We start from the raw sequence: 22402 nt of genomic DNA, 5'->3' as shown, positions 1-22402 counted from the left end.
GTCCTCCGCGGACCCCGAAGTGGACCCAGGAGCGGACCCCGGAGTGAACCCGGGAGCGGACCCCCTCTCCGCCGCATTGGACGTCTTGCGCACCGCCCGCGAGAGCGGTCTCTCGGCGGCTTTGGCGGCCGCCGTGCGACACCTGGATTTCCTCGCACCCTGCTCCGACAAGGGCTTCTGTGTCCTGCCCGACGGGTCGGCGGCCAGTTCCCCGGAAATACGCGGCTGGCTGATGGCGGGGCGCGTGGTGCCCGGCGAGCGGGTCACGGTACGGCCGGGCCCGCGCCATGAGTTGGCCGAGCGCGAGGGTCTTGAGGTCCTTCAGGTCGTTCCGCGGGAAGGTCTCGATGACGCCGTCGGGCCGGGGCCCGACCAGCACGACCGGCTCGCGTTCGCCGGGACCCTGTTCGCCGCGCTGCGCGCCGGGCTGGCCGAGGCGCTGCTGGAGCGCGCCGTGGCGCATGTGGCGGGGCGGCGCTCCGGCGAACGGCCGCTGATCGAGCGGCAGTTGGTGCGCGCCAAGATCGCCGACTGTGTCGCCGCCGTCCGCGCCTGCGAGCTCCTGCTGACCACGTCCGGGGCCGATTCGTACGCCGCACCGGAACTGCACCGGCGCCTCGACGCGGCCGACGCCGCCCTGACGAACCTCTTCGGCGGCGCCGGCTATCTGGCCGACCACCCCGTGCGCTCCCTGTACGTCGCGGCGTACGTCGGCAGCCTGTGGGTGGCGCCGCCGCGGGACCCCGAACAGGAGTGGTCGTGACGGCCCTGGCCCTGGACGCCGAGGACCCGGTCCTGGACGCCGCGCACAGGCGTATGCGCGCCCGTGCGCGCGAGGTCGCCCCCGCGCTGCGGGAGGCCGCGCTCGCCATCGACGCAGACCCGTCCCGTATGGACGACCACCTCGACAACCCCGCCTTCCGCCTCTTCCGCGCCATGGGCATCCCCGAGCGGTTCCAGGACGAGCGGTACCGGGCCGAAGTGAAGGGCCTGCCGCGGGACTTCCTCGCGCAGATGATCTGCTCCATGGAGCTGGCGCGCGGCGACGCGGGCGCCATGTTCGCCGGCCCCGCCCCCGCCCTCGCCGGCGTGGTCGTCCGCACCCTCGGCGACGAACGGCAGCAGGCCGCGTTCTACGAGCGCGTCGCCGACGGCGCGACCTGGGCCTTCTGCGCCATCACCGAACCACAGGCGGGCAGCGACGCCACCCGGATGCAGACCGCGCTCACCCCCGCCGACCCCGCCGACCGGAGCGGCGACTGGCTGCTGAGCGGCGCCAAGAAGCACGTCGGGAACGGCTCGCGCGGCGGCGTCGGCGTGGTCTTCGCACAGACCGGCAACTCGCCGCTGAGCGTGCGCGCCGCGCTCCTGGAGCTCCCGGCGCCCGGTGCGCACGGCGAGGCGCTGGACATGATCGGGCTGCGGGGCGCGCGTATCAGCGAGATGACCTTCCGCGAGGTGCCGATCGCGCGGGACCGGCTGCTCGGCGCCCATCTGCCCGCCACCCGCCGGGGTATGTGGGGCGCGGTCACGGCCTTCTACGGCGCGCGCGTGCAGATCTCCGCGACCGCCGTCGGGCTCGCCGCGGCGGTGTACGACTACGTACGCGCCGAGCGCCGGACGCCGGCCCCGGCCGCCGAGCGGCGGGTGCTGGAGACGGCCGCGCTGCGCATCGCGGCCGCCGCCCGGCTCGTCCACCGCACCGCGCTCCTCGTCGAGGCGGACCAGGGGCGCGGCGACGCCTCCGCCCTGTGCAAACTGGAGGCGGTCCGCCTGGCCGGGGACGTCACCCGCCGGCTGCCCGCGCTCCTCGGGCGCGGCGCGCTGCTGGACCATCCGCTGCTGGAGAAGTGGGTCCGCGACGCCGCCGCGCTGGAGCTCATGGAGGGCACCAGCGATATCCAACGGCTGCGGCTGGCCCAGGACTACGCCCGGTCGGGCGCCGTGCCCGCGGGCAGCGATCCGGTGCCCGCGGTCGGCGACGGCGTGCCCGTGGTCGGCGATGTCGTGCCCGCGGGCGAGGGCGGGTGACGCCGATGCGCCTGGGGCCCGTCGGCACCTTCGTCCCGCACACCGCGCTGACGGTCGCGGACGTCACCGCGGGCGCCGGGCTCCCGGACGCCAAGGCCCGCTTCTACCGCGACTATCTCGGCTTCCGCGATATCCCCCGAAGCACCGGCCATTCGCTCGCCGACATGCTCACGGCGGCGGGCCGCGAGGCGCTGCGCGGCACGGACCCGCGCGAGATACGCCAGGTGCTGTACGCGCGGATCGGCGAGGAGGCGGGCCCGCGACAGGGGCCGGCGGGGGCTGATTCCGCCGGGGCCGACCCGGCGGGGGCCCAGCTGCTCGACGGCGTCTGCACCGCCCTCGGCCTCGACCACGCCCCCGCCTTCGCGGTCGGCCAGATGAACTGCGCCGCCGGGCTGTTCGCGCTCTTCCTGGCCGGACAGCTGCTCACACCCGAGACCGGCGGGAGCGCGCTGCTGCTCACCGGCGACCGGGTGGCCCGCCCGGAGCGGGGCGTCATCCCCGGGATCGCGGTCGTCGCCGACGCCGCCGCCGCGTGTGTGGTGGGCCCGCGGGTGCCGGGCGATCTGCTGCTCGGCTCCGCGTTCCGTACGTACGGGCGGTTCTACCGCAGCCTCGGCGGCCAGGACCCCGACCGGGAGCGGGAGTACACCCGGTTCTACGCCCCCGCCCTCGCCGCCGTGATCCAGGAGGCGCTGGGGGAGGCGGGCACCGGGCTCGACGGCGTACGGTGGATCGTCCCGCACAACGTCAACCGCCTGTCCTGGAAAGGCGTGGCCAAGGAGCTGGGCATCCCCTTCTCCCAGGTCTTCCTCGACAATCTGCCTCGCCTGGGCCACGCCAACTGCGCCGACCCGTATCTCAACCTGGCCTCGCTGCGCGCCTCCGGGCGGCTCGCGCCGGGGGACCGGTATGTGCTGGCCACCGTCGGCCTCGGCGCCACCTTCGGCGCCGCGGTCCTGCAACGAGAAGGCGGGCGAGGGAGCGAGGGAGGACGCGATGGAGAGCTTTGAGGCCGTCCAGGGGATCCGGGCCGCTGATCTGGCGGACCACTACGGCACTCCGCTGTATGTCTACGACGGCGAGCTGCTGGCGGGCGCGGTCCGGTCGCTCGCGGAGGCGCTGCCGCGCCCCATGGAGATCTTCTACTCCCTGAAGGCCAACCCCAACAGCAGCGTCTGCTCACTGCTGTTCGCGCACGGCGCCCACGCCGAGGTCTCCTCCCTCGTCGAGCTGCGCACCGCCCGCACGGCGGGGGCCCGCCCCGAGAACATCATCTTCCTCGGCCCCGGAAAGAACGCCGAGGACATCCGCGCCTGCGTCCAGGGCCGGGTGTACGCCATCGTCTGCGAGTCCTGGGAAGAGCTGGAGCTCATCGAGGCGACGGCGCGTCAGGCGGGGCTGCGGCAGCGGGTGCTGCTGCGGATCAACCCCTCCTTCGGCGGGGCCGGTTCGCGTCTTGCCATGGGCGGCAAGCCCCGGCAGTTCGGCATCGATGAGGAGCAAGTGCTGGCCGGAAAGGACCGGTTGAGCGCGCTCACGCACGCCGTGCCCCTGGGCGTACACGTCTATCTGGGCACCCGGATCCTCGACGCGGCGGCGATCGTGGAGAACACCGCCCAGGTGCTGGCGCTGGCCGAACGGATCGCGGCGGCCACGGGCATCGAGCTGGAGGCGGTGGACGTCGGCGGCGGGCTCGGAGTCGCGTACTTCGAGAACGAACAGGACCTCGATCTCGACGCGCTGCGCGCGGGGCTCACGCCCGTCGTGGGCGACTTCGCGCGCCGCCATCCGCGCACCCGGCTGCTGCTGGAGTCCGGGCGCTTCCTCACCGCCCGCGCCGGGGCCTACCTGGTGCGGGTTCAGTACGTGAAGGAATCCCGCGACACGTGGTTCGCCGTCACCGACGGCGGTACGCACCACCACATGGCGGCGGTCGGCGTCGGCTCGTACGCCCGCCGCAACTTCCCCGTCGCGGCGGTCGCGGGTGACGGCGCGGGCGACGGCGCGGGGCCCGAGCGCCGCTGGCACATCACCGGCCCGCTGTGCACCCCCGAGGACACCCTCGCCCGCGGCGTGCCCCTGCCCGGCCTCGCACCGGGCGATGTGCTGGCCGTGCTGCGGTCGGGCGCGTACGGCCCGACGGCGTCGCCCGGACTCTTCCTCAGCCATGGATTCCCGGCCGAGGTGCTGGTCCACGAGGGTCGCCCGCTGCTGGTCCGCGACCGGGACACCGCCGACGACCTGCTGCGCAAGCAGCGACACCACCAGTTCGTTCAGTAAGTGACACGGGAGGCCCGGGATGGACCGCGCACAGATGGTCGAGACGATCGGCAAGGCGGTGGCCGCGATGGTGCCGTACTCCGACACCCCGGTGGACGAGGGCAAGCGGCTCTTCGAGGACCTGGGGCTCGACTCCACCAGCATCGTCGAGCTCATGATCGACCTGGAGGACAACGCGGGGGTCGTCGTCGACACGGACGCCATCGAACCGGACGTCTTCGAGACCGTCGGCTCGCTCGTCGACTTCCTGATGCGCGGCCTCCCGGCCGAGCGGTGAGGGATGGCGGATACGGGGGTGGCGGACGCGGGCGTGGCGGTCGCGGGGGTGGCGGGGCTGCGCCTGGGCGCGACCTGGGGGCTGGACTTTCCGGGGCCGCCCGGCGAGCGCTCCTTCGTCGCGATGGGCGGCGAGCTGCTGGCGGGAACGCCCGGTGGCGGCGACGGGCAGTACGTCCCTGGGGCATCGGGGCCATGGCCGGGGCTGTCGCGGTCCCTGGACTATCTGGTGGTGGCCCACGAGGCGTATGACGCGGCCCCCGCCGGGCTGGCGGCCGGCTTCCTCGCCGAGGCATGCCCCGGCGAGCCGCGCGCCTTCTCGATCGCCGATCAGGGGATCGGCGCCCCCTTCAGCGGTCTGAAGGTGCTCGACCGTATCCACCGGAGCGGGGGCCTGAGCGATGCCGCGCTGTTCGTGCTCGACCCGGCGGCCGGGGTGGTGCTGGCCCTCGGCGGGACAGGCGGCTGGGCCCTGGAGACGGTGGCGGAGGAGCGGGCCGGGGAGGCGGCGGACTGCCTGTCGCTGCTCGGGCCTGCCGCGCGTACCTCGTACGTCCTGGGCGACGGGCTGCGCGACCTGGCGGGGCCCCTGGAGGCGGCGGGGGCCACGGTACGGACCGCCGAGGCGGCGCACGGCTGCGCCGGGGTGTGGCGGGCGCTGCGCGATGCGTCGGCGGACGCGGCGGGGGAGGGCGCCGAGCGGCTGGTGATCGCGGACCGCGACCGGGGGCTGGGCCGGCTGCATGTCGCGGTGTTCGTCGGGGCATGATCGCCCGATCGCTCAGGTGCTGGACGCCCCCTACCGCCTGGCGGCGCCCGTCGTACGCTGGCGCGATATCGAGATTGTGGGTGCAGGGCACGGGAAGCCTCAAGTCACACTGACGCGGCGGAGCGCAACCGTCCGGCCTGGTACACACCAATCGATCAAGGAGTCGTCTTGGCTCCGTCATGGTCTGTCAAGGACTTGACGGGGGACAACCGAGGCGGCTCAGCTTAGAGTTCACATGTTGGAGACAAGCCGGGCCTCATTGCTGCGGCCCGGCCGGCGGAGCGGCGGTCGTGTCGCCCGTGGAGGCGTGGAGACAGGAGCGGATAGGCGTGGAGACTCCGGGATCGCAGTCGTCGCTGCACCGGGCCAACCTCGAGCGGGTGGTCCGCGCGGTGCGCATGGCGGGTTCGCTCACCCAGGCGGAGATCGCACGGACCACCGGGCTGTCCGCGGCCACCGTCTCCAATATCGTCCGTGAGCTCAAGGACGGCGGCACGGTCGAGGTCACCCCGACCTCGGCGGGCGGCCGCCGGGCGCGCAGCGTCTCGCTCAGCGGGGACGCGGGCATCGTGGTCGGCGTGGACTTCGGGCATACGCATCTGCGTGTGGCGATCGGCAATCTGGCCCATCAGGTGCTGGCCGAGGAGTCCGAGCCGCTGGACGTGGACGCCTCGGCCTCGCAGGGCCTGGACCGGGCGGAACACCTGGTCAGCAGGCTGATCGCGGCGACCGGCATCAGCCAGGACAAGGTGGTCGGGGTCGGCCTCGGCGTACCGGCCCCGATCGACGTCGAGACCGGCACGCTCGGGTCGACCGCGATCCTGCCCGGCTGGGCGGGCACCAATCCGCGCGACGACCTGGCCCAGCGCCTCGGCGTGCCGGTGCATGTGGACAACGATGCCAACCTGGGCGCGCTCGGCGAGCTGGTGTGGGGGGCCGGGCGCGGGGTGGCCGACCTCGCGTACATCAAGGTCGCCGACGGTGTCGGCGCGGGCCTGGTGATCAGCGGGCATATCTACCGCGGGCCCGGCGGTACGGCCGGTGAGATCGGCCACATCACGCTGGACGAGTCGGGCCCGGTGTGCCGCTGCGGCAACCGCGGCTGTCTGGAGACGTTCACCGCGGCCCGGTACGTGCTGCCGCTGCTGTACTCCAGCCATGGCGCGGACCTGACCGTGGAGCGCATGGTGCAGCTGGCCCGGGACGGCGACCCCGGCTGCCGCCGGGTGATCGCGGACGTGGGGCGGCACATCGGCAGCGGTGTGGCGAATCTGTGCAATCTGATCAACCCGAGCCGGGTGGTGCTGGGCGGCCATCTCGCCGAGGCGGGGGAGCTGGTGCTCGGCCCGATCCGGGAGTCGGTCGCGCGGTACGCCATCCCGAGCGCGGCCCGCCGGCTGTCGGTGATGCCGGGGGCGCTGGGCGGCCGGGCCGAGGTGCTGGGCGCGTTGGCGCTGGTGCTGAGCGAGATGGGCGACTCGACGCTGCTCGACGGCGCCCTGTCGGCGGGCACGCCCGCCCTCACCTGAGCCGGGCCGCCGGCCTGACCGGCCTCACCGCCGCCGCGGGCCTGGCCACTTGACCCGCTTCACCGCCGGAACGAGCCGGGGCTCCGGGCACTGAATGTGCCCGGAGCCCCGGCTTTTCTGCCTGGTCTGGACCGGATCACGCTGCGTTCACTCAGATAACGAATGGCACCGTTGCCATCTCGTTAAGGATTTACTTCTTGACGTCATGCGGGCGGCCGAGTTGACTTCCAGCCACCTCGGCCGCAACGACGCGGCCTCGTCAGGGAGGTCACCCCCAACATGAACGCAACGATGCGTCGCGTCGTCGTCGCCACGGCCGCCGTCTCGATGGCCGTCTCGCTCGCTGCCTGTGGCTCCGCCAAGGAGGCCGGCGACAAGAGCAAGGACGACAACAAGAAGAAGACCGGCCCCCTCACCATCGGCCTGCTCCTGCCGGAAGACCAGACCGCCAGATACGAGGCGATGGACCACCCCCTGATCGAGAAGGAGATCAAGGCGGGCTGTGCGGACTGCAAGATCGTGTACGCCAACGCCAAGTCGGACACCTCGGTCCAGCAGCAGCAGGTCGACTCGATGATCACCAAGAAGGTGGACGTGATCATCCTCGACTCGGTGGACTCCAAGGCCATCTCCAGCTCGGTCAAGAAGGCCGACGAGGCCGGAATCCCGGTCGTCGCCTACGACCGGCTCGCCGAGGGCCCGGTCTCCGCGTACACCTCGTTCGACAACGAGACGGTCGGCAAGGTGCAGGGCGAGGCGCTGCTCAAGGCGCTCGGCAGCAAGGCCAAGTCCGGCAAGGTCGTCATGCTCAACGGCTGGGAGGCCGACCCGAACGCGGCGCTGTTCAAGAAGGGCGCGCTGTCGGTTCTGGAGGGCAAGGTCGACATCGCCAAGAAGTACGACATCGACCGCTGGCTGGCGGATGAGGCCAACAAGGCCATGACCGGTGCGATCAACTCGCTCGGCAAGGACAAGATCATCGGTGTCTACTCGGCCAACGACACCATGGCCGGCGGCGCGATCTCCGCGCTCAAGGCAGGTGGCGTCGACCCGCTGCCCCCGGTCACCGGGCAGGACGCGGAACTCGCGGGCGTCCAGCGGGTCCTGGCGGGCACGCAGTACATGAGCGTGTACAAGCCCTACGGCCAGGAGGCGGTGGCCGCCGCGAAGATGGCCCTCGCGCTCGGCCGCGGTGAGAAGGTCCCCGCCGAGGCCACGGCCGACAGCCCGACCAAGAAGGGCATCCCGGCGACGCTGATCCCGCCGGTGTCGATGACCAAGGACAACATCAAGGACACCGTGGTCAAGGACGGCCTGTACAAGGTCTCCGACATCTGCACGGCCAAGTTCAAGGCCGAGTGCGACAAGCTCGGCATCAAGTAGTGCGCTCAGACCGTCCGGGAGTAGGGAGCGCGGGTGAAGGAGGGAGTACCTCCCAGGCCCGCAGGGCCGAGGGGGAGGGTCGAGGGGCAAGCATGGGCGTGCCCCGTGAGGAGAGCTCCGCGGCTCCCCCGGCTACCGCTGGGAGGTGCCCCCTGCGTGCGACGAGCGGGTTGCGGCTGGGGGCACCTCCCGTGCGGAGCTACGGGGGAGCCGCCCATCGGCACGCGACGCCGCGGGCCCTACTGCCGGATGGTCCAATGCCGCCCGTGAGCCACGGGCGGCCCGCCGCTGCTGTCGGCACCACCACAGCCCCCACAAGAAGGCGAGAGGAGAGAGCGTTCTCTCCTCCCCGTAACACCGCAGGGGTCCACCCCTGCTCAGATCGGAGATGGCCATCGTGCCGAATGAACCCGTGTTGGCGTTGCGCGGGATCTCCAAGCGGTTCGGCGCCGTCCAGGCGCTGACGGACATAGACCTGGAGGTCCGCGCCGGTGAAGTGGTCGCCCTGGTCGGCGACAACGGTGCCGGTAAGTCGACCCTCGTCAAGGCGATCGCCGGAGTCGGCCCCGCCGACGAGGGCGTCGTCGAGTGGGAGGGCAGGCCGGTCCAGGTCAGCCGCCCGCACGACGCCCAGGAGCTGGGCATCGCGACCGTGTACCAGGACCTCGCCCTGTGCGACAACATCGACGTGGTCGGCAATCTCTTCCTCGGCCGCGAGATCCTGCGCGCCGGGGTGCTCGACGAGGTCGAGATGGAGCGCCGCTCCCGCGAGCTGCTGCAGACCCTGTCCATTCGGATCCCCAGTGTGCGGATCCCGATCGCCTCGCTCTCCGGCGGCCAGCGGCAGACCGTCGCCATCGCCCGCTCGATGCTCGGCGAGCCCAAGCTGGTCATCCTCGACGAGCCGACCGCGGCCCTGGGCGTCGAGCAGACCGCGCAGGTCCTCGACCTGGTCGAGCGGCTGCGCGAGCGTGGCCTCGCGGTGATCCTCATCAGCCACAACATGGCCGACGTCAAGGCCGTGGCGGACCGGGTCGCGGTGCTGCGGCTCGGCCGTAACAACGGCACCTTCGATGTGAAGACCACCTCTCAAGAAGAGATCATCTCCGCCATCACCGGCGCCACGGACAACGCCGTGACCCGCCGCAAGGCGCGTAACGCGGAGGTCGCCAAGTGACCACCAAGATCGACGAGACCAATGGCGGCGACACCGAGGACGTGGCCCCGGTCGCCAAGGACGCGGTCACCGCGGTCGACCCCCGGCTGCTGGTGCGCCAGGAGGGCTTCAAGGGCTACCTCCAGGAGTTCGGCCGCAAGCTGCGCAGCGGTGAGCTGGGCGCGCTCCCGGTCATCGTGGGCATCGCCATCATCTGGGCGGTCTACCAGATCAAGGACGACGCCTTCCTGTCGCCCAAGAACCTCTCCGACCTGTCGATCCTGATCGTCGGCACCGGCCTGATCTCGGTCGGCATCGTCTTCGTGCTGCTGCTCGGCGAGATCGACCTGTCCGTCGGCTCGCTCAGCGGGCTGGCCGCGAGCACCATGGCGGTGCTCAACATCAGGCACGGGGTGCCCGAAGTGCTCGCCGTGGTCATCGCGCTGGCCCTCGGTGCCGCCCTCGGCGCGCTGCACGGCTTCTTCTTCGCCAAGATCGGCACCCCGGCCTTCGTGGTCACCCTCGCCGGTCTGCTGGCCTGGAACGGGCTGATGCTGCAGGTGCTGGGCACCACCGGCACCCTCGACCTCGACGACGACGGCTTTGTGCAGACCCTGTCCGGTCACTACTTCTCACAGCTGATCGCCGCGTACGGGGCGGCCACGGTCGCCGTGGCTGCGTTCTTCCTGGCCCAGTTCCTGGACGCCAGGCGCCGCAAGGCGGCCGGCATACCCTCCCGGCCGCTGAGCGAGATCCTGGTGCGCACCGCGGTGCTGGCCGTCATCGCCTACGCCGCGGCCTGGCGGCTCAACGAGTACAAGGGTCTGCCGCTGGCGCTCGTCATCTTCGTGGTGGTGCTGCTCGCCCTCGACTTCGTGGTGCGCCGCACCTCGTACGGGCGCAAGGTGATCGCGCTGGGCGGCAGCGTCGAGGCGGCCCGCCGCGCGGGCATCAATGTGGCGGCGGTGCGGATCTCGGTGTTCGCCCTGTCCGGGCTGATGGCGGCGTTCGGCGGAATCATGATCGCCTCCCGGATCGGCTCCGCGAGCCAGCAGGCCGGCACCGGCAACCTGCTCATGGAGGCGATCGCCGCCGCGGTCATCGGCGGCACCAGCCTCTTCGGCGGCCGCGGCTCGGTCTGGTCGGCGCTGCTGGGCATGCTCGTCATCGGCTCCATCGCGTCCGGTATGGCGCTGCTGGGCGTCGCCAACTCCGTGCAGTACATGATCACCGGTGCGGTGCTGCTGGCCGCGGTCGTGATCGACTCGGTTTCGCGGAGGACCCAGCGCTCGGCGGGACGCGGCTGAGCCAAGGGGCCTCGTACGCGCGGAGCCCCGTTACCCGCTGTGCCGTTTCTCACGTGCCCGGCACCGCCTCGCGCAGGCGGTGCCGGGCACGCGTGTTCTGCCGCCGAACGCGTGACGCGTATCGCACGGACCGGGCCTTCGCCCGCCGGACAGAACATTAGACTCAGGCGGACCGGCAAGGCTCGACAGGCACAAGTGCAAAGACGCACGACGGCAAACTCGACAGCAAGGAGGCACGGGTGCTGCTGACCCACATCAGGGGACCGCGTGATCTGGACCGGCTCACTCTGGAGCAGCTGGATCAGCTGGCCGCGGAGATCCGCACCTTCCTCGTCGACGCCGTCTCCAAGACCGGTGGCCATCTGGGCCCCAACCTCGGCGTGGTGGAGCTCACCATCGCCCTGCACCGGGTCTTCGACTCGCCCAGGGACAAGGTGCTCCTGGACACCGGCCACCAGAGCTACGTCCATAAACTCCTCACCGGCCGCCAGGACTTCTCCAAGCTCAAGAGCAAGGGCGGGCTGTCCGGCTACCCCTCGCGCGCCGAGTCCGAGCACGACGTCATCGAGAACAGCCACGCCTCCACCGTGCTGGGCTGGGCCGAGGGTCTGGCCAAGGCCAATGAGCTGCTGGGCAAGCAGGATCATGTGGTCGCGGTCATCGGTGACGGTGCGCTGACCGGCGGTATGGCCTGGGAAGCGCTCAACAACATCGCCGCGGCCAAGAACCGCCCGCTGGTCATCGTCGTCAACGACAACGAGCGCTCGTACGCGCCGACCATCGGCGGCCTCGCCAACCACCTGGCCACCCTGCGCACCACCGACGGCTATGAGCGCTTCCTGGCCCGCGGCAAGGACCTCCTGGAGCGCACCCCGGTCGTCGGCCGGCCGCTGTACGAGACGCTGCACGGGGCCAAGAAGGGGCTGAAGGACTTCATCGCGCCGCAGGGCATGTTCGAGGACCTGGGCCTGAAGTACGTGGGCCCGATCGACGGCCATGACATCGAGGCCCTGGAGTCCGCGCTGCAGCGCGCCAAGCGCTTCGGCGGTCCGGTCATCGTCCACTGCCTGACCGAGAAGGGCCGCGGCTACCAGCCCGCCCTCCAGGACGAGGCCGACCGCTTCCACCAGGTCGGCAAGATCCACCCGGACACCGGTCTGCCGATCTCGGAGTCCGGCGCCAACTGGACCTCGGTCTTCGCCGAGGAGATGGTCAAGCTCGGCCATGAGCGCGAGGACATCGTCGCGATCACGGCGGCCATGCTCCAGCCGGTCGGTTTGGACAAGTTCGCCAAGGCGTTCCCGGACCGGGTCTACGACGTCGGCATCGCCGAGCAGCACGCGGCCGTCTCGGCGGCGGGTCTGGCGACCGGCGGGCTGCACCCGGTCTTCGCGGTCTACGCCACCTTCCTCAACCGCGCCTTCGACCAGGTCCTGATGGATGTGGCGCTGCACAAGTGCGGGGTGACCTTCGTCCTCGACCGGGCCGGGATCACCGGTACGGACGGCGCCTCGCACAACGGCATGTGGGACATGTCCCTCCTCCAGGTCGTCCCGGGGCTGCGGATCGCCGCCCCGCGCGACGCCGACCAGGTCCGCGCCCAGCTGCGCGAGGCCGTGGAGGTGGACGGGGCCCCGACGGTGGTGCGCTACTCGAAGGGCGCGGTCGGCCCGGCGGTCCGGGCGGTGGGCCGGATCGGCGGCATGGACGTGCTGCGCGAGCCCGCCCCGGCGGACGCGGACCGGCCGGATGTGCTGCTGGTCTCGGTCGGCGCGCTGGCCCCGATGTGTCTGGAGGTCGCCGACCTTCTCGACAAACAAGGCATTTCCGCCACGGTGGTGGACCCGCGCTGGGTCAAGCCCGTGGACGAGGAGCTGCCCGCGCTCGCCGAGCGGCACCGCGTCGTGGTCACCGTCGAGGACAACATCCGGGTCGGCGGCGTGGGCTCCGCCATCGCGCAGGCGCTGCGCGACTCCGGAGTGGACATGCCGCTGCGCGACTTCGGCATCCCGCCCCGCTTCCTCGACCACGCCTCCCGCAAGGAGGTCATGGCGGAGATCGGGCTGACCGCCCCGGACATCGCCCGCCAGGTCACCGGCCTGGTCTCCAGGATCGGCGGACGATACGAGGACGAGTCGGTCGACCCGGCAGCGTCGGCCGCCGCGGCCGAGCCCGCCGGGACGGGGGCGGCGGCGCAGTCCACCGCGGCCGAGCCCGTACGGGACTGATCCCCCCCGCACCATCACCTCCGACCCGGGCCGGTCGGGGCCGCCGCGCGACACGCGCGGTGCTCCGACCGGCCCAGTCCTTTTCCCGCCGCCGCGCCCCATCGGGTGAATCGGGAATGCCGGAGAGTGTGCATACATCCCGCATGCCCGGTAACCACAACGATGGCGCGCACGGGCAGGCGTGGAGGTGGCGCGGTGAACGGACAAGAACCAGACAGCGGAGGCGCCGGGAACAGGGCCGGAGGCAGGGGACCCAAAGGACTCTTCCGGACGAAGTCCGTGGAACAGTCCATCCAGGACACCGAGGAGCCCGAGCACGCCCTGACCAGGACGCTCTCCGCCCTCGACCTGACCGTCTTCGGCGTCGGCGTGATCATCGGCACCGGTATCTTCGTGCTGACCGGAGCGGTGGCCAAACAGCAGGCGGGGCCCGCGACCGCGCTCGCCTTCGTGGCCGCCGGGGTCGTCTGTGCGCTGGCCGCGCTGTGCTACGCCGAGTTCGCCTCCACCGTGCCGGTGGCCGGATCCGCGTACACCTTCTCGTACGCCTCGCTGGGCGAACTGCCCGCCTGGATCATCGGCTGGGACCTGGTCCTGGAATTCGCCCTGGCCACCGCCGTGGTGGCGGTCGGCTGGTCCGGCTATGTGCGCTCGCTGCTGGACAACGCGGGATGGCATCTGCCGGATGTGCTGTCGGGCCCCGATGTGGCCCACGGCTTCGGCTTCGACATCCTCGCCTTTCTGCTGGTGCTGCTGCTGACGGGGATTCTGGTCCTGGGCATGAAGCTGTCCGCGCGGGTCACGGCAGTGGTGGTCGCCATCAAGGTGACCGTGGTGCTGCTGGTCATCATCGCCGGATCCTTCTTCATCCACGGCGAGAACTACCACCCCTTCATCCCGCCGGCCCGGGAGACGGCCACCAGCGCCGGGCTCAAGGCCCCGCTGATCGAGGTGTTGTCCGAGTATCAGCCGACCTCCTTCGGCGTCCAGGGCATCTTCACCGCCGCCGCCGTGGTCTTCTTCGCCTTCATCGGCTTCGACATCGTGGCCACCACGGCCGAGGAGACCAGAAACCCGCAGCGGGACATGCCGCGCGGCATCCTCGGCTCGCTCTTCATCTGCACCGTGCTCTACGTCGCGGTGTCCATCGTCGTCACCGGCATGCAGAAGTACACCGAGCTGTCGGTGGACGCCCCGCTCGCCGACGCCTTCAAGGCGACCGGACACCCCTTCTACGCGGGCCTCATCAGCTTCGGCGCGGCGATCGGGCTCACCACCGTCTGTCTGATCCTGCTGCTCGGGCAGACCCGCGTCTTCTTCGCCATGAGCCGGGACGGGCTGCTGCCCAGGGTCTTCTCGAAGGTGCACCCGAAGTACGCCACGCCGTACCGCTCGACGGTCGTGCTCGGCGCAGTCATCGCCGTCGTCGCCGGGTTCACCAGCATCTCCGAACTGGCGGCGCTGGTGAACATCGGCACGCTCTTCGCCTTCGTCGTGGTCGCCCTCGGCGTCATCGTGCTCCGCCGAACCCGCCCCGACCTGCCCCGCGCCTTCCGCGCCCCTTGGGTGCCGGTGCTGCCGATCGCCTCGGTCGCCGCCTCGCTGTGGCTGATGCTGAACCTGCCCGCCGAGACCTGGGTGCGGTTCGGGGTGTGGATGGCGATCGGCTTCGTCGTCTACTTCCTCTACGGGCGCCGCCACAGCCGGATGGGCCAGGCCGCCGAGGCGGGGCGGAGCTGAGGCCCCGCCCCGGCCCGCGCCATCGCAATGCGGTGAGGCGCTGCTCCGTGGTGAGGCGTTGCTATGCGGTCAGGCGCTGTTCCAGGTCCGCCACGACCTTGTCCGCGGCCATCACCCCGAGGCCCAGGTACCAGGTCTCGTCCGGGACGTCGGTGGCGTGACCGGCCTTGACCGCTTTGAGGTTCTTCCACAGCGGGTTGCCCTGCGCCTTGGAGCGGTCCGTGGCCTTCGGGTCCCCGTAGACGCCGGTGAAGATGTAGTCGGCGTCGGCCTTGTCGATGTTCTCGGCGCTGATCTCGGTGGCGAGGTCTTCGACGTCCTGGTTCTTCGGCCGCGGAATGTGCGCGTCCTTCAGGATCGTGCCGATGAACGAGGCGTTGGCGTAGAGCCGGATCACACCGTCGGGCATGAACCGGACCATGGAGACGGTCGGCTTCTTGGCACCCAGTCTGGTGTCCAGCGCCTTGACCTTCTTGTCGTAGTCGGCGAGTTCCGCCTTGGCCTCGGCCGTCTTGTCCAGCGCTGCGGCGTTGAGGAGGTAGTTCTGCTTCCAGGTGAAGCCAGGGCGGATGGAGAAGACGGTCGGCGCTATCTTCGACAGCTCGTCGTACTTGTCCGCGGCGCGCAGCTGGCTGCCGAGGATCAGATCGGGCTTGAGCCCGGCGATCGCCTCGAGGTTGAGGTTGTTGATGGTGCCGACGTTCTTCGGGTCGCCCGCCTCCTTCTTCAGGTACGACGGGAGCTCCGGGGAGCCCTCGGTCGGCGCCAGGCCGACCGGCTTGATGCCGAGCGACACCACGTTGTCGAGCTCGCCGACGTCCAGTACGACGACCCGCTTGGGCTGGGCCTTCAGCTCGGTCTTGCCCATGGCGTGGGTGATGGTGCGCGGCCACTGGCCGGCCTTGGCGTCCGTACCCATCGCGGCGGTCTTCTTGGCCGCGCTCGCGAAGTCCTTGCCGTCCTTGGACACGGACTTCTTGTCGCCCTGCCCGCCGCTCCCTTCCTTCTCGCCGTCGGAGGAGCCGCCGCAGGCCGCGAGGGACAGCGCGGCGGCGACAGCGAGGGCGACGGCGGCGGTACCGCGGCGTCGAGGGGACATGGCAGGGCTCCTGTCACAGGCAGTTCTTAGGCGAGGCTTACCTTATGTTGCGTACGGGTGCGGCGGTAGCGCCACCCCCGGTAGCACCGCCCCCAGCCGCCGCCCACGGAGTGCCCGGGACCACCAGCGGATCGCCCGTCACCGGATCCGGTACGACGACCGAGGCCAGCCCGAAGACCTCCTGCACCAGCTCCGCGGTGACGATGTCCCCCGGCGCGCCCTCCGCGACGATCCGCCCGCCCCGCATGGCGATCAGGTGGTCGGCGTAGCGCGCCGCCTGGTTCAGATCGTGCAGCACCGCGACCACGGTGCGGCCGCGGTCGTGGTTGAGCTGCCGGACCAGGTCGAGCACCTCCACCTGGTGGGCGATGTCGAGATAGGTCGTCGGCTCGTCGAGCAGCAGCACATCGGTGTCCTGAGCGAGCGCCATGGCGATCCACACGCGCTGCCGCTGGCCGCCGGAGAGCTCGTCGACCGGGCGCTGTGCGAGCTCGGCGGTCCCGGTGCGCTCCATGGCCTCGCCGACGGCCCGCTCGTCGTCCTCCGACCACTGCTGCCACCACTTCTGGTGCGGCTGCCGGCCGCGCGAGACCAGATCCGCCACCGTGATCCCCTCCGGCGGCACCGGGGTCTGCGGCAGCAGCCCGATGGCCTGGGCGATCCGCTTGGTCGGAAGGCGGGACAGCTCGGCGCCGTCCAGCAGCACCGACCCGCGCCGCGGCTTGAGGAGACGGCCGAGCGCGCGCAGCAGGGTGGACTTGCCGCAGGCGTTGGGGCCGACGATCACCGTGACCTTGCCGTGCGGGATCTCCAGATCGAGGCCGTCGACGACCGTGCGGTCCTCGTACGCGAGGGTCAGCTCCCGCGCGGTCAGGCGGTTGTCGGTCACGCGGTGCCTCCGGAACGGCTACGGGTGCGGATGAGCAGCCACATCAGATACGGGGCGCCCACCAGGGCGGTGAACACGCCGACCGGCAGCTCGGTCGGCGAGAAGAGCCTGCGGGCCAGCAGATCCGCCGTGACCACGACCAGCGCCCCGGTCAGCGCCGAACACAGCAGCGGCGGCTGCTCGGTGCGCGCGACCCGGCGCGCGATCTGCGGGGCGAGCAGTGCCACGAAGTCCACCGGACCGGCGGCGCCGGTGGCGACAGACGCGAGAACCACCCCGAGGCCGCTCAACCCCAGCCGGACCCGGTCCAGCCGCACGCCCAGCGCGGTGGCCGTATCGTCGTCCAGCGACACCCCGCGCCGCGCCCGGGCCGCCCACAGCAGCGGCACCAGCAGGAGCAGCAGCGCCGTCGCGAGCGGCGCGGCCTGGTCGTAACCGCGGCCGTTGAGCGACCCGGTGAGCCAGACCTTGGCCTGCTGGGCCACCAGATAGTCGCCCTTGGTCAGAAACAGCCGGGACAGCGAGCCCAGGGCCACCGAGATCCCGATGCCGATGAGGACGAAGCGCGAGGCGCTGAGCCCCTTGCGCCAGGCGAACACGTAGACCAGCGCGGCAGCCGCGAGACCGCCGCCGACCGACACATACGGCAGGGCGGTGTACGAGGTGATGCCGAAGGTCATGGCGGCGACCGTGGCCGCGCCCGCGCCATGCGTCACCCCGATGACATCGGGGCTGGCGAGCGGATTGCGGGCCATGGTCTGGATCAGTGCTCCGGACAGCCCGAAGGCCACGCCGACCAGCAGCCCGGTCACCAGGCGCGGCAGCCGGAGGGTGCCCACCACCAGCTCGTCGGGGCTGGGCTGACCCAGCAGCACCCGTACGACCTCCGTCGGCGACACGAACGACTCGCCGACGCACAGCGACGCCACAACGGCCACGGCCAGCGCGGCGGCGAGGACGACGGCCGCCACAACGGCCCTGCGGTGGACGAGGAAGCTGCCCCGCCCGGCCCTGACCACGGTGTACCCGGCGGCGTGCACGGCCCGGATGCTGCTCACGCTGTGACCGCCTTCCTGCGCACCAGAGCGATCAGGAACGGCACGCCCGCCAGGGCGGTCATCACGGACACCGGCACCTCCGAGGGCGGGAAGACGATACGGCCGATGACATCCGAGGTGAGGATCATCACCGGGCCGAGCAGCGCGGCCATCGGCAGCAGCCAGCGGTGGCCGGTGCCGACGAGGGCGCGCGCGATATGCGGAACGGCCAGGCCGGTGAAGGCGATCGGGCCCGCGGCGGCGACCGCGACACCCGTCAGCACGGTCGCGCCCACGGTGCCCGCCATCCGCAGCAGCGCGACATTGCGGCCAAGCCCCCGCGCGACGTCGTCGCCGAGGGCGAGCGCGTCGAGCCCGCGGGCCATCGCCAGCACCAGCAGCAGCCCGGCGGCCAGGAACGGCCAGGTCTGGCCGGCGATCGTGGCGTCACGCCCGCCGAGCGAGCCCACGTCCCAGAACCGGAACTCGTCCAGGACCCGGGCGTTGGTGGTGACGATCGCCGAGACCACCGAGGCGATGAACGCGTTCATCGCGGCACCGGCCAGGGCGAGTTTGACCGGCGACGCGCCCCCGCGTCCGCTGCTGGCCACCGCGTACACGCACACCGCCGCGAGCGCCGCGCCCGCGAAGGCGAACCAGACGTACCCGTTCAGCGTGTGCACCCCGAAGAACGCGATCGCGCAGACCACGCCCAGCGAGGCCCCCTGGCTGATGCCCAGGATGCCGGGCTCGGCGATCGGGTTGCGGGTGATCCCCTGAAGTACGGTGCCGGCCACGGCGAGGGCCACCCCGACCATGACGCCGATGACGGTCCGCGGCACCCGCAGGGACCGTACGACTTGGGCGTTGTCGCTCGTACCGCCGTGCAGCAGGGCGTCGTACACCTCGCCGATGGCGATCTGGCGGCTGCCGACCGCGAGGCTGAGCACCACGGCGGCCAGGAGCAGCAGCGCCGCCGCGGATATCCAGCCGACGCGGCGGCGCGCGACTCCCGACATTCGCCCCTTCTCTCTTCCGTGCTCTTAGCCAAGGCTTGCCTAAGAGTACGTGGGGCCGGCGGGCCGCTCAGTCGGCGGGGCGGACCGAGCGCGGGCCTGTGACCTCGGCCCCCAGCGCCCGTACCCGCGTCCGCAGCTCCCGGTCGGCGGTCACCGCCAGACACGGCCGCCCCGGCTCGCGGGCCGCCACCACCTCCACGATCCGGTCGTCCCCGCTGCCCGGCGCCCGCTCCACCCGCACCCCCGGCACGGGCGCCACATCGCGCGCGGCGCCCTCGACCACGAGCACGATGTCCACGGGCGGCCGCCCGGCCCACTCCGGGACCCCGGGACGGGGCGGCAGCCCGCTCTCGGCGAGGGCGGCGAGCCGGTCCCGCAGCCGCTCGGCCGCGCCGCGCCGGTCCCGCCACCAGCCGTCGGGCACCGAACCGATGACATTCGCCGCGTCCACGACGACAAGACCTTCCATAAGGGAGGCAAAATACTATGGGTGGCATCGCGTCAGCAGGGGTGACGCGCAAGCCTCGTGGACCTCGTGGAGGCCCACCCGGGCTCACCCAGGGGGAACGACGTCAGGGAAGGGTTGCAGCGGGCCATGGCGTTGCGGTTGCTCCGCGGCAAGGACGGCAGGCTCACGGCCTACGCACCGGTGGCGGGCGGCATCGCCCGCTGGACCGAGGAGCGGCCCGGGGGCCCGCGGTGGACCGGGCCGCGGCTGATCGAAGTGCCCGGCCTGACCGCGCTGACGGTGGCCCAGGGCGCCGACGGCTATGCCCATCTGCTGGGGCTGCGGCACCGGCAGGGCGGCGGCGACGGCCCGGACGTGGACATCGTCCACGCCACCCAGTTCCAGACCGCCAGACCCTTGACGGCCTGGCACTCCCTCGGCACCCCGCACCCCAAGGACCGGGGCAAGGCACAGCGCACCGGGGCCCCGGCGGCGGCCGTGGACTCCTCGGGGGCCGTGCACGTCTTCGTACGCAACGCCGGACGCGGGGTCAGCGCGCGGCGGCAGGACGGCAAGGGCAAGTGGGGCGGGTGGACCGACCTCAAGGGCGTCGGCGTACTGGACGGGCTGTCCGCGGCCGCGACCGCCGACGGGCGCGTCGAACTGCTCGCTCCGGCCGGCGGCGGTGCCCTGCGCTGGTACCAGCCCGAGTCCGGCGCCGCGTACGAGCGCGCCGAGGACATTCCCGCCCGCCCCGAGGCCGCCTCCGCCGCCGCCCTCGCCAGCGGCCGCGACACGGTCACGCACTACTGGCGCGACGCGGAGGGACGCGGCGTGCTGGCCTGGCGGCCCGGTGCGGACGAGGCGGCGCCGCTGGGCGGGGAGTCGGGCACCGGGCCGGTCGCGGTGATCCGTACCACCGTGGACGGCCACGACTGCACGGTGCTGGCCCACCGCGACGCCAAGAGCGGACGTCTCGGAGTCGCGGCGCACCCCACGGAGGACGAGGCGGCGGGGGTGTGGTGGACGTCCTCGGGCCAGCCGGGCACGGGATGGCCCGCGCTGGCCCTGGACGGCCTGGGCCTGGTCGTACTCGCCGCTCTCGCGGGCGACGGCGCGCTGCTGGTGGCCCGCCAGAAGACGGACGAGCCGGGGCTGGCGCTCCGGGCGTGGGGGCGGGTGGGGGAGTGAGGCGGGCAGCCGCCCACCCCACCCGTGGGCAGCCGGGTTCGTACCTCAGCCGATGGGGTTGAGATCGCCGATGGTCCAGGCGCCCACCTCGGACAGCGGCACCCGCAGCAGCCCGTAATCGTCGATGGGGACGGCGGGGCCGCCGGTGACGATCCGCGCCCAGGTCAGATGTATATGGGTGGTCTCGGGCTCATGGCGCAGCATATCCGCGGCGAAATCCTTGGCGAATTCGGTCAGCGAACTCTTCTCGGACAGCAGGCTCATGTGCTGCCTGAGCCATTCGTCCCGGGGGAGAATGGCGCCGGTGATGATGACGCCGCCCACCATGATGGTGATGGGGAGCGGGGCTTCGCAGTCTTCGTCGTCGGCCCGGCTGACGAGCTTTTCCAGCAGTGCGTCTTCGTACATCATGAAATGCTCCAGGTTTTCGGGGTGGGCTAGCCGCGGCCGTCGCAGGCCTTGCAGTCGCCGCTGCCGCGGCAGCTGTCGCACTTCCATACGCCGCGGTATCCGGAGCCGCCGCAGGTCGTGCACTTCCCGTCGCCTTTGCATCGCCGGCACATGGTGGAGGTCCTTCCGTTCGGGTCCGGGGTGGTCGGCGGTGCGAACCGCGCCGACGGAGACCACCGTGCACCGGTCCGGGAGGGTGGGCACGTGGTGCAACGGCGTGGCTCGTTGCACTGCCATGTGCACCGCTCTGACCTGCGGACCCTCGCGTTGCGGTGCAACCGGAACCGGCTCGGCCGCCGCTGACTGGCCCGCGATGAAGTGGTGTTCTATAGTTAACGGCATTCACTGCGGGGGTGTTCATGGGGGAACCGACCGAGCTCTTCAGGGACTTGGCGCACGCCTTGGTCCAAGCCCTCGACGCATGGGCGGCCACGGTCGGCCAGGTGACCGACACCGCGCGACGCCCCACCCGGGCCGGTCTGGTCGCGGAGCTGACGCGAGAGCGCCTGGAGTTCGAGCGTGCCGGTCGGAGCCGTAAGAGAATCGATCTGCCTCTGCTGTCGTACTGGCTCAAAGGCCGCGATCAATTGCTGCCCGGCAGCAAGAAGAACCGACTGCCCAGCCAGGAGGACTGCGAAGCAATCGCGCGGGCGCTCGCGCAAAAGGCGCCGCGCAGCGCTCAGGAGCTGCCGAAGATCGGCGTCGAAATCGCGGACCTCGCACGGCGGTTGAAAGAGGAGGCGGGTCCCGGCTGGAGGGATGAAGTCCTCGCCTGTCTCGCCCCCGCGGCCACCGTCGCGACGCACGCCGTTTCTGAAACGAACACCGCTACCGAAACAAACACCGCCACCGAGTCAAACACCGCCCCCGAAACGCAGGCTCTTCCGAAGCGGAGAGGATGGCAATTCGCCGTGGCGACGGCGATCGCCGTGGGGCTGATCACCGGCACCATGGCGCTGCGCAGCGGCGCCTCGGAAGGAGACGGGGCATCGGGCGGCGGGGACGTCGCGCGGATGGCCGATCTGAAAGGCAATCACCGCTGCGGACCTGTGCGGGCGGTGGGCGCCGTGTCATGGCGGCCCTGCACCAAAGTCGGCAAGGACTCCCTGTCCTTCGTCGTCCAGTTCAGCAACTCCTCGACCCGGGCGGCCACGGTGAAGGCCAGGATCGCTTACGTCCAGGCCGGGGCCCAGCACGACTGCCCCGCGCCGTGGGGCACCGCGCGCGACGTCACCGTCCCGGCCGGTGCCACCGTGACCAGCCCGCTCGACGGCTGCGCCGCACCCATCGTCGCCGCCCAGGCATTCCAGGCAAGGGCCTGGGTGGCCGAGGCGAACGCTTCCGCGTGGGGGTACCGGGAGCACTCACCGACGCTGCACATCCAGGCCGACGGCCGTCTCCTCTGGGCCGACCAGGTGTGAGCTTGTTCTCCAACGTCAATGCCGGTGGATTTGTGGTGGGTTTTTTTAGGGGGGCGCCCCCGGCCCCGCGGGGGGGGGCGGGCGCACAAACACACAAAAACCACACCACGGCGCCGCCGCCGGGCCGGGGGGGCCAACCCCGCGGC

The 22402-nt window shown here is 71.7% G+C and carries 20 protein-coding genes; 14 read left to right on the top strand and 6 right to left on the bottom strand.

All coding sequences use genetic code 11. The features are described from left to right. The first annotated feature begins 43 nt into the window (after positions 1-43). From ACH4U7_RS17160 to ACH4U7_RS17105, 12 genes are all read left to right on the top strand, one after another. Positions 44-763: an acyl-CoA dehydrogenase family protein gene (locus ACH4U7_RS17160; RefSeq protein ID WP_398528717.1), complete on the top strand. Its 720-nt coding sequence runs from the start codon at positions 44-46 to the stop codon at positions 761-763. Beyond that, on the top strand, positions 760-2031 hold the full coding sequence (locus tag ACH4U7_RS17155) for an acyl-CoA dehydrogenase family protein (protein ID WP_398528716.1): 1272 nt from the start codon (positions 760-762) through the stop codon (positions 2029-2031). Before ACH4U7_RS17160 ends, ACH4U7_RS17155 begins: the two co-directional genes overlap by 4 nt. Before the next feature lie 5 nt (positions 2032-2036). Next, positions 2037-3044, top strand: coding sequence for a 3-oxoacyl-[acyl-carrier-protein] synthase III C-terminal domain-containing protein (locus tag ACH4U7_RS17150; RefSeq protein ID WP_398528715.1), 1008 nt, complete (start codon positions 2037-2039; stop codon positions 3042-3044). Further along, positions 3031-4314 carry an alanine racemase gene (locus ACH4U7_RS17145; RefSeq protein ID WP_398528714.1) on the top strand — a complete coding sequence of 428 codons (1284 nt, stop codon included), beginning with the start codon at positions 3031-3033 and terminating at the stop codon, positions 4312-4314. The genes ACH4U7_RS17150 and ACH4U7_RS17145 overlap by 14 nt, the downstream gene beginning before the upstream one ends. A 19-nt stretch (positions 4315-4333) precedes the next feature. After that, positions 4334-4591, top strand: a complete 258-nt coding sequence (locus ACH4U7_RS17140) for a phosphopantetheine-binding protein (protein ID WP_358633209.1) — start codon at positions 4334-4336, stop codon at positions 4589-4591. 3 nt (positions 4592-4594) lie between these two features. After that, entirely contained in the window at positions 4595-5359 is a 765-nt protein-coding gene (locus ACH4U7_RS17135) for a hypothetical protein (protein WP_398528713.1), read from the top strand. 329 nt (positions 5360-5688) lie between these two features. After that, a complete protein-coding gene (locus tag ACH4U7_RS17130; protein ID WP_089509173.1) occupies positions 5689-6888 on the top strand; it encodes an ROK family transcriptional regulator in 1200 nt (399 codons plus the stop codon). Positions 6889-7167: 279 nt separating this feature from the next. Further along, positions 7168-8271: a substrate-binding domain-containing protein gene (locus ACH4U7_RS17125; RefSeq protein WP_398528712.1), complete on the top strand. Its 1104-nt coding sequence runs from the start codon at positions 7168-7170 to the stop codon at positions 8269-8271. Positions 8272-8659: 388 nt separating this feature from the next. Further along, complete coding sequence (locus ACH4U7_RS17120; protein WP_014175708.1) at positions 8660-9448, top strand: ATP-binding cassette domain-containing protein; 789 nt, start codon at positions 8660-8662, stop codon at positions 9446-9448. Continuing rightward, a complete protein-coding gene (locus ACH4U7_RS17115) occupies positions 9445-10734 on the top strand; it encodes a sugar ABC transporter permease (RefSeq protein WP_398528711.1) in 1290 nt (429 codons plus the stop codon). Before ACH4U7_RS17120 ends, ACH4U7_RS17115 begins: the two co-directional genes overlap by 4 nt. A gap of 239 nt (positions 10735-10973) precedes the next feature. Beyond that, positions 10974-12962, top strand: coding sequence for a 1-deoxy-D-xylulose-5-phosphate synthase (gene dxs / locus ACH4U7_RS17110; protein ID WP_398528710.1), 1989 nt, complete (start codon positions 10974-10976; stop codon positions 12960-12962). A 279-nt stretch (positions 12963-13241) separates the two neighbouring features. Beyond that, a complete protein-coding gene (locus ACH4U7_RS17105) occupies positions 13242-14702 on the top strand; it encodes an amino acid permease (protein ID WP_398528709.1) in 1461 nt (486 codons plus the stop codon). A 61-nt stretch (positions 14703-14763) separates the two neighbouring features. Here ACH4U7_RS17105 and ACH4U7_RS17100 read toward each other — a convergent pair whose 3' ends face one another. From ACH4U7_RS17100 to ACH4U7_RS17080, 5 genes are all read right to left on the bottom strand, one after another. Further along, the gene (locus tag ACH4U7_RS17100; protein WP_398528708.1) at positions 14764-15801 is read right to left on the bottom strand and encodes an ABC transporter substrate-binding protein; all 1038 of its coding nucleotides are present in this window, start codon (positions 15799-15801) and stop codon (positions 14764-14766) included. 37 nt (positions 15802-15838) lie between these two features. Further along, positions 15839-16690, bottom strand: coding sequence for an ABC transporter ATP-binding protein (locus ACH4U7_RS17095; protein WP_398528707.1), 852 nt, complete (start codon positions 16688-16690; stop codon positions 15839-15841). Beyond that, positions 16687-17748 carry a FecCD family ABC transporter permease gene (locus ACH4U7_RS17090; protein WP_398528706.1) on the bottom strand — a complete coding sequence of 354 codons (1062 nt, stop codon included), beginning with the start codon at positions 17746-17748 and terminating at the stop codon, positions 16687-16689. The genes ACH4U7_RS17095 and ACH4U7_RS17090 overlap by 4 nt, the downstream gene beginning before the upstream one ends. Next, on the bottom strand, positions 17745-18746 hold the full coding sequence (locus ACH4U7_RS17085) for a FecCD family ABC transporter permease (RefSeq protein WP_398528705.1): 1002 nt from the start codon (positions 18744-18746) through the stop codon (positions 17745-17747). Before ACH4U7_RS17085 ends, ACH4U7_RS17090 begins: the two co-directional genes overlap by 4 nt. Positions 18747-18813: 67 nt before the next feature. After that, positions 18814-19215 (bottom strand): NTP pyrophosphohydrolase, encoded by a 402-nt coding sequence (locus ACH4U7_RS17080; protein WP_398528704.1) that lies wholly within the window; start codon positions 19213-19215, stop codon positions 18814-18816. Positions 19216-19341: 126 nt separating this feature from the next. On the opposite strand from ACH4U7_RS17080, the gene ACH4U7_RS17075 reads away from it, so the two are divergent. Then, positions 19342-20385 carry a hypothetical protein gene (locus ACH4U7_RS17075; protein ID WP_398528703.1) on the top strand — a complete coding sequence of 348 codons (1044 nt, stop codon included), beginning with the start codon at positions 19342-19344 and terminating at the stop codon, positions 20383-20385. Positions 20386-20430: 45 nt separating this feature from the next. Here the strand turns inward: ACH4U7_RS17075 and ACH4U7_RS17070 are convergent, their stop codons facing one another. Continuing rightward, positions 20431-20883 carry a hypothetical protein gene (locus ACH4U7_RS17070; RefSeq protein WP_398528702.1) on the bottom strand — a complete coding sequence of 151 codons (453 nt, stop codon included), beginning with the start codon at positions 20881-20883 and terminating at the stop codon, positions 20431-20433. A gap of 395 nt (positions 20884-21278) precedes the next feature. On the opposite strand from ACH4U7_RS17070, the gene ACH4U7_RS17065 reads away from it, so the two are divergent. Further along, on the top strand, positions 21279-22256 hold the full coding sequence (locus ACH4U7_RS17065) for a hypothetical protein (RefSeq protein WP_398528701.1): 978 nt from the start codon (positions 21279-21281) through the stop codon (positions 22254-22256). The last annotated feature ends 146 nt before the right edge of the window (positions 22257-22402 follow it).

This window comes from Streptomyces sp. NPDC020845, assembly GCF_044334165.1.
In the GTDB taxonomy this organism is placed as follows: domain Bacteria; phylum Actinomycetota; class Actinomycetes; order Streptomycetales; family Streptomycetaceae; genus Streptomyces.
Note: the sequence above shows the minus strand (reverse complement) of the source record. Positions and strands in the feature narration are given on the sequence as shown.

Bases quoted from the DNA above. Each gene is read 5' to 3' on its own strand.
- ACH4U7_RS17150 (WP_398528715.1), top strand. From the start codon at position 2,037: ATGCGCCTGGGGCCCGTCGGCACCTTCGTCCCGCACACCGCGCTGACG.
- ACH4U7_RS17145 (WP_398528714.1), top strand. From the start codon at position 3,031: ATGGAGAGCTTTGAGGCCGTCCAGGGGATCCGGGCCGCTGATCTGGCG.
- ACH4U7_RS17140 (WP_358633209.1), top strand. From the start codon at position 4,334: ATGGACCGCGCACAGATGGTCGAGACGATCGGCAAGGCGGTGGCCGCG.
- ACH4U7_RS17135 (WP_398528713.1), top strand. From the start codon at position 4,595: ATGGCGGATACGGGGGTGGCGGACGCGGGCGTGGCGGTCGCGGGGGTG.
- ACH4U7_RS17125 (WP_398528712.1), top strand. From the start codon at position 7,168: ATGAACGCAACGATGCGTCGCGTCGTCGTCGCCACGGCCGCCGTCTCG.
- ACH4U7_RS17120 (WP_014175708.1), top strand. From the start codon at position 8,660: ATGGCCATCGTGCCGAATGAACCCGTGTTGGCGTTGCGCGGGATCTCC.
- ACH4U7_RS17100 (WP_398528708.1), bottom strand. From the start codon at position 15,801: ATGTCCCCTCGACGCCGCGGTACCGCCGCCGTCGCCCTCGCTGTCGCC.
- ACH4U7_RS17085 (WP_398528705.1), bottom strand. From the start codon at position 18,746: ATGTCGGGAGTCGCGCGCCGCCGCGTCGGCTGGATATCCGCGGCGGCG.
- ACH4U7_RS17080 (WP_398528704.1), bottom strand. From the start codon at position 19,215: ATGGAAGGTCTTGTCGTCGTGGACGCGGCGAATGTCATCGGTTCGGTG.
- ACH4U7_RS17075 (WP_398528703.1), top strand. From the start codon at position 19,342: ATGGCGTTGCGGTTGCTCCGCGGCAAGGACGGCAGGCTCACGGCCTAC.
- ACH4U7_RS17070 (WP_398528702.1), bottom strand. From the start codon at position 20,883: ATGGAAGTGCGACAGCTGCCGCGGCAGCGGCGACTGCAAGGCCTGCGA.